The following is a 7,178-nucleotide window of genomic DNA, read 5'->3' as shown; positions in this document are numbered from 1 at the left end:
GCTGTGTCCTTGCCTGGCCCGCCCTGCGTGGCGGCGTCGACGATGGCAAACGTGTCGAAGAAGGCATAGACCACGTTGATCACCAGCAGGAAGAAGGTGGTGGGCGACAGCAGCGGGAACTGGATGGTCCAGAAGCGGCGCCAGGGTCGGGCACCGTCAATCGCAGCGGCCTCGATCAGCGATTTCGGTATGGACTGCAGGCCCGCCAGAAAAAACAGGAAGTTATAAGAAATCTGCTTCCACACCGAGGCCATCACGATCAGCGTCATGGCATGGCCGGAGTCGAGCAGATGATTCCAGTTGATGCCTATCTTGCCCAGCGCGTAGGCGACCACGCCCAGCGAGGGAGAAAACATGAACACCCACAGCACGGCCGCCACAGCCGGGGCAACCGCGTAGGGCAACACGAGCATGGTTTTGTAGAACATGCCGCCGCGCACGATGCGGTCGGCAAACACCGCCAGCAACAGTGACAGGCTGATGCCGATGCCGGCCACCATCACTGAGAAAAACGCGGTCGTCTTGAACGACTCCACATAGCTCGGGTCGTCCAGCAATTGCCGAAAATTGGCCAGGCCGACGAATTCGATGGAGGTGCCGAAAGGGTCTTGCTGTTGCAGCGACTGCAGAAGCGCCTGCGCCGCTGGCCAGAAGAAGAACACCAAAATGACCGCCATTTGCGGCAGCAGCAGCAACCAGGGCAGCCAGCTGGATCGGAAGACAACGCGTTTTTCCATAGGGCCTTCGGTGGGCAAAAACCTGTGAGTGCTAAAACATAAAAACCCGCCTGGCCTTCCCCGATGAGGGGGAGAGGGCGCAGCGGGCCGAGTTTAGCCCGCCGTGCGGGCCTGCTCTGTCTCTTGGGCGATCAGCCCTTGTTGGCCTTCTGGAAGCGCTCAAGCTGCTCATTGCCGCGCTTGACGATGGAGCCCAACGCTTCTTTGGCCGTCTTCTTGCCGTTCCAGACCTGCTCGAGTTCTTCGTCCTCGATCGCGCGAATCTGCACATAGTTGCCCAGACGGATGCCGCGGCTCTTGTCCGTGACCTTGCGGATCATTTGCGTCACCGCGACGTCGGTGCCCGGGTTCTGTTTGTAGAAGCCGGACTTTTCGGTCAGGTCGTACGATGCCATCGTCACGGGCAGGTAACCGGTGCGCTTGTGGCTGGCCGACTGCACTTCAGGCGTGGATATGAAGCTGAAGAACTTGGCGACGCCCTTGTATTCGGCCGGCTTTTTGCCCGACATGACCCACAGACTGGCGCCGCCGATGACGGTGTTTTGCGGCGCGCCGGGAACGTCCTGGTAGTAAGGCAGCGGAGCCAGGCCGTAGGCGAACTTGGCGTTTTTGGCCACATTGCCGTAAAAGCCCGAAGACGTGTTGATCATGGCGCACTCGCCCGACACGAAACTGGCTTCCGGCACGTTACCGCGGCCCTTGTAGATAAAGAGGCCCTGTTTGGCCATGTTGGCCAGGTTCTCGATGTGGCGCACGTGCAGCGGCGAATCCACCTTCAGGCGCGCATCCATGCCTTGCAGGCCGTTGGCTTTGGTGGCGAACTCGACGTTGTGCCAGGCCGAGAAACTTTCCACCTGTGTCCAGTTCTGCCAGGCGGTCGTGAAGGGACATTTGTGACCGGAGGCCTTCAGTTTGGCGGCGGCGTTGACGACTTCAGGCCAAGTGACGGGGGCCTTGTCGGTCGGCAGGCCCGCAGCCTTGAATGCGTCCTTGTTGAAATAGAAGATGGTGGTGGAGCTGTTGAACGGGAAGCTCAACATCTGGCCGTTTGGCGCGGTGTAGTAGCCGGCAACAGCGGGGATGTAGGCTTTCGGATCGAATTTTTCTCCGGCGTCCTGCATGATCTTGCCGACCGGGACGATGGCTCCTTTGCTGGCCTGCATCGTGGCGGTGCCCACTTCAAAAACCTGAAGGATATGCGGCGCATTGCCGGCGCGGAAGGCCGCGATGGAGGCCGTCATGGACTCATCGTACGTGCCCTTGAAGGTGGGCACTACCTTGTATTCCTTCTGGCTCTCATTGAATTGCTTGGCCAGGTCATTGACCCATTCGCCGTTGACGGCCGTCATTGAATGCCACCACTGGATCTCGGTCTGGGCCTGGCTGGCCAGCGGCGCGCACAGGCCGAGGGCCGCGAAGGCGAATGCTGAGAGACGGTTTTTCATTAAAACTCCTGGGATTGGACGCGCACCGGGGCGCGCCACGTTAAACGGGACAGTGTAAAAACTGTTTGTGACACGCGATTTAATCGATTTGCGGGCTTCCCGACAAGCGGGATTTCCATAAGGACACATACGACTTCCATGGCGCCACGGGTAAATGTTGCGCTGCGGTAATATAGGGCAACAGCGCTGGACACGGGTCCGAAGCCGCTGGCTTTTCACGATGAACGCCCCTACTACCCTCCAAGAATTGAACGTCTTTGCCGATGACGCAAAGGCTGGCGAAGCCCGCATCCGCGAGATTCCCTATAACTACACCTCATTTTCCGATCGGGAGGTAGTCATCCGCCTGCTCGGCGAGCGTGCCTGGGACTTGCTGAACCGTCTGCGCGACGAGCGCCGCACCGGCCGCTCCGCGCGCATGCTGTATGAAGTGCTGGGCGATGTCTGGGTCGTGCAGCGCAACCCCTATTTGCAGGACGACCTGCTGGACAACCCCAAGCGGCGCAAGCTGCTGGTCGACGCCTTGCAGCACCGGCTGACCGAAGTCGAAAAACGCCGCACCCCGGATGCAGATCAACAGCGCGACGCCATCGTGGGCGAACTGCTGGACGCCGCTCGCGGCGCCGTCGCCCGCTTCTACACCTCCTTCAGCGAGATGTACGACCTTCGCCGCCTGACGGAACGCAAGCTGCGCAAGCTGACCCTCAAGGACAACATCAAGTTCGACGGCCTTTCGCGGGTGTCGCATGTCACCGATGCGACTGACTGGCGTGTCGAATACCCCTTTGTGGTGCTCACGCCCGACACTGAAGTCGAAATGGCCGGCCTGGTCAAGGCCTGTATCGAGCTTGGCCTGACAATCGTGCCGCGTGGTGGCGGCACCGGCTACACCGGCGGGGCGATTCCGTTGACCTGGAAGTCGGCTGTCATCAATACCGAAAAACTCGAAGCCATGACCGAGGTCGAAATGGTTTCGTTGCCCGGCGTTGACAAGCCAGTGGCTACCGTATGGACTGAAGCCGGCGTGGTCACCCAGCGTGTGGCCGACGCGGCCGAGCGCGGCGGCTTCGTCTTCGCGGTCGACCCGACCTCTGCCGAAGCCTCCTGCATAGGCGGCAACATCGCGATGAACGCGGGCGGCAAGAAGGCCGTGCTGTGGGGCACGGCGCTGGACAACCTGGCTTCGTGGCGCATGGTCACGCCGCAGGCCGAGTGGCTGGAAGTCACGCGCGTGGGTCACAACCTCGGCAAGATCCACGACGCCGAAATGGCCAGCTTCGACCTCCAGTATTTCCAAGCCGACGGCAAAACCCCCATTCGCACCGAGCGGCTGGATATTCCCGGCAAGACTTTCCGCAAGGAGGGCCTGGGCAAAGACGTTACCGACAAATTCCTCAGCGGCTTGCCCGGCATCCAGAAAGAGGGTTGCGACGGCCTCATCACCAGCGCGCGCTGGATCGTGCACCGCATGCCGGCACATACCCGCACGGTTTGCCTCGAATTTTTYGGCAATGCCAAGGACGCGGTGCCCAGCATCGTCGAGATCAAGGATTTCATGTTCGCCGAGCAAAAGCGCGGCGGCGCCATCCTGGCGGGGCTGGAACACCTGGACGATCGCTACCTGAAGGCGGTCGGCTATGCGACCAAATCGAAAAAGCACGGCGGCCTGCCGAAGATGGTGCTCTTTGGCGACATTGCCGGCGACGACGCCGATGTGGTGGCGCGTGCCACCTCGGAAGTTGTGCGCATTGCCAACTCGCGCCACGGCGAAGGTTTTATCGCCATCAGCCCCGACGCCCGCAAGAAATTCTGGCTGGACCGCAAGCGCACCGCCGCGATCTCCAAGCACACCAATGCCTTCAAGATCAATGAAGACGTGGTGATTCCGCTGCCCCGCATGGCCGAATATACCGACGGCATCGAGCAGATCAATATCGAGCTCAGCCTGGCCAACAAGATACGGCTGTGCGACGAGCTGGAGGCTTTTTTCCTCAAGGGCAACCTGCCTTTGGGCAAATCGGACGATGCCAACGATATTCCTTCGGCAGAACTGCTGGAAGACCGTGTGGGCCAGGCGCTGGCGCTGATAGCTGAGGTACGCGCGCTATGGTCCGGCTGGCTGGCGGGTGTAGCGACCTTGTTCCCGCAGTTGCAAGACCATTCGCTGCGCGCCAGCTGGAAAACCGATATCCGGGCCCAGCTTCAGGCGATTTTCTCGGGCGGCGCGTTTTTGCCGATCATCGAAGAATGCAATGCCATCCACAAGCGTGTGCTCAAGGGCCGTGTCTGGGCGGCGCTGCACATGCACGCCGGCGACGGTAACGTGCACACCAACCTGCCCGTCAACAGCGACGACTACGAGATGCTGCAGACCGCGCATGTGGCGGTGGCGCGCATCATGGTGCTGGCTCGTTCGCTGGACGGCGTGATCTCGGGCGAACACGGCATTGGCATCACCAAGCTGGAGTTCCTGACCGACGAAGAGCTGCGGCCCTTTACCGAATACAAGCAAAAAGTCGATCCGGAAGGGCGCTTCAACAAAGGCAAGCTGCTACGAAATCAGGAGCTGCTCGCGCAAGATGGGAGCGGTCTTCAGGCCAAAAACGATGCTAAACCGATATTGCATGCCGACTTGACCAATGCCTATACCCCCAGCTTCGGCTTGATGGGGCATGAGTCGCTGATCATGCAGCAGTCGGACATTGGCGCCATTGCCGACAGCGTGAAGGATTGCCTGCGTTGCGGCAAATGCAAACCGGTGTGCGCCACCCATGTGCCGCGCGCCAACCTGCTGTACAGCCCGCGCAACAAGATTCTGGCCACCTCGCTGCTGGTGGAAGCTTTTCTGTATGAAGAGCAGACCCGGCGCGGCGTGAGCATCAAGCACTGGGAAGAGTTCGAAGACGTGGCCGACCACTGCACCGTGTGCCACAAGTGCCTGACGCCTTGCCCGGTGGACATCGATTTCGGCGAAGTCTCCATGAACATGCGCAACCTGCTGCGCAAGATGGGGCAGAAGTCTTTCCGGCCCGGCAACGCTGCCGCCATGATCTTCCTGAACGCCACCAGCCCGCAGACCATCAAGTTCATGCGCAGCGCCATGGTGGACGTGGGCTTCAAGGCCCAGCGCCTGGCCAACGACCTGATGCGCCGGCTGGCACGCAAGCAGACGGCGCTGCCGCCRGCCACGGTCGGCAAGGCGCCTGTGAAAGAGCAGGTGATCCACTTCATCAACAAGAAGATGCCGGGCGGCCTGCCCAAGAAGACCGCACGTGCGTTGCTGGACATCGAAGACAAGGACTACGTCCCGATCATTCGCAACCCCAAGAGCACCACGTCGGAAACCGAGGCGGTGTTTTATTTTCCCGGCTGCGGCTCCGAGCGCCTTTTCAGCCAGGTGGGCCTGGCGACGCAGGCCATGCTCTGGCATGCGGGGGTGCAAACTGTGCTGCCGCCGGGTTACCTCTGCTGCGGTTATCCGCAGCGCGGCAGCGGCCAGTTCGACAAAGCCGAGAAAATCATCACCGACAACCGGGTGCTGTTCCACCGCGTCGCCAACACGCTGAACTACCTGGATATCAAGACGGTGGTGGTGAGCTGCGGCACCTGCTATGACCAGCTGCAGGGTTACGAATTCGACAAGATATTCCCGGGCTGCCGCATCATCGACATCCACGAATACCTGCTTGAAAAAGGCATCACCCTGCGCACCGACCAGCCCGGCGCTGGCTACCTCTATCACGACCCCTGCCACAGCCCGATGAAGCTGCAGGAGCCAATGAAGACCGTCAAGGCGCTGCTGGGTGACAACGTGCTCAAGAATGACCGTTGCTGCGGTGAGTCGGGCACGCTGGGCGTTACCCGGCCGGACATTTCCACGCAGATCCGTTTTCGCAAGGAAGAAGAGCTGCGCAAGGGCGAAGCCCAGCTTCGCGAGGCGGGTGCCGTTGCCGAGGCGGGAAACGTCAAAATACTCACCAGCTGCCCGAGTTGCCTGCAAGGGCTCTCGCGCTACGGCAATGACCTGCAAAACGGCCTGCTCGAGGCGGACTACATCGTGGTGGAAATGGCCAATCAGATCCTGGGCAAGGAGTGGCTGCCCACGTATGTGGAGGCGGCCAACCACGGCGGCATCGAACGGGTGCTGGTCTAGGGCAATTTCTGGCTTTGATGTCAACGGGCTTATTGCCAGAATGCCGAATCCTCACGAAGGCCTGATGCGTCCGGCCTTTTCTTTTCAGAAAGCGATTTCCCATGGCAGGCCTTCAACCCGGTTCACCCACGCCCACCGCATTGRCGGTTCACAGCCAGTCGCGCATTCTTGAAATCGCGTTCTCCGACGGCGCCGAGTTCAGGATTCCGTTTGAACTCATGCGCGTCTATTCGCCCTCGGCAGAGGTGCAGGGCCATGGCCCTGGCCAGGAAATTTTGCAAACCGGCAAACGCGAAGTGAATGTGGTGGAGCTCGAGCCTATTGGCAATTACGCGGTCAAGCCCGTGTTTTCCGATGGCCATGAGAGCGGAATATTCTCGTGGGACTATCTCTACAAACTGGGCGCCGATCAGGCCCAGTTATGGGACGAGTACCGGAGGCGCCTGCAGGCGGCCGGTGTTGAGCGCGATGCACCCATGGCCGCGCCCGGCGGCCACGGCTGTGCAAGCCACTGATTCCGCGCGAGCGGTGCGCGCCGCGGCGCGGCGGCGAATGGGCATTTCGCGCCACTGTTGTTTTTCCAGCATAAAAGCGGGCAATAAGCCGCAATGCCCCATGTCAGCTCAGGGTTGTCGAGAGCAATTACTCCTTTGCCCTCTAGCATTGATGGTATGAGCAGTACCCATTTCGGTTTTGAATCCGTTGACGAGCAAGACAAGGCACGCCGCGTGCGCGGGGTGTTTGACTCCGTGGCGCCCAAATACGACGTGATGAACGACCTGATGTCGATGGGGCTGCATCGGGCGTGGAAGGCCTACACAGTGCTGGTGGCCAACGTCAAAG

The 7,178-nt window shown here is 60.6% G+C and carries 5 protein-coding genes; 3 read left to right on the top strand and 2 right to left on the bottom strand.

The window, feature by feature from the left end:
* Together ugpA and ugpB are read right to left on the bottom strand one after the other, a co-directional pair.
* Nucleotides 1–737: sn-glycerol-3-phosphate ABC transporter permease UgpA (gene ugpA / locus AC1D1P_RS10335; protein WP_477672904.1), on the bottom strand; the 737-nt coding region annotated here is incomplete at its 3' end.
* 131 nt (nt 738–868) lie between these two features.
* A complete protein-coding gene (gene ugpB, locus AC1D1P_RS10330) occupies nt 869–2,182 on the bottom strand; it encodes a sn-glycerol-3-phosphate ABC transporter substrate-binding protein UgpB (protein ID WP_457279661.1) in 1,314 nt (437 codons plus the stop codon).
* 220 nt (nt 2,183–2,402) lie between these two features.
* Here ugpB and AC1D1P_RS10325 point away from each other — a divergent pair, with 220 nt between their 5' ends.
* From AC1D1P_RS10325 to AC1D1P_RS10315, 3 genes are all read left to right on the top strand, one after another.
* Nucleotides 2,403–6,335 (top strand): DUF3683 domain-containing protein, encoded by a 3,933-nt coding sequence (locus AC1D1P_RS10325; protein ID WP_477669823.1) that lies wholly within the window; start codon nt 2,403–2,405, stop codon nt 6,333–6,335.
* 101 nt (nt 6,336–6,436) lie between these two features.
* On the top strand, nt 6,437–6,850 hold the full coding sequence (locus tag AC1D1P_RS10320; protein WP_477672903.1) for a gamma-butyrobetaine hydroxylase family protein: 414 nt from the start codon (nt 6,437–6,439) through the stop codon (nt 6,848–6,850).
* 156 nt (nt 6,851–7,006) lie between these two features.
* Nucleotides 7,007–7,178: class I SAM-dependent methyltransferase (locus AC1D1P_RS10315; RefSeq protein ID WP_477672905.1), on the top strand; the 172-nt coding region annotated here is incomplete at its 3' end.

The sequence above is a fragment of the Polaromonas sp. P1_E1_2 genome (assembly GCF_056406035.1).
Note: the sequence above shows the minus strand (reverse complement) of the source record. Positions and strands in the feature narration are given on the sequence as shown.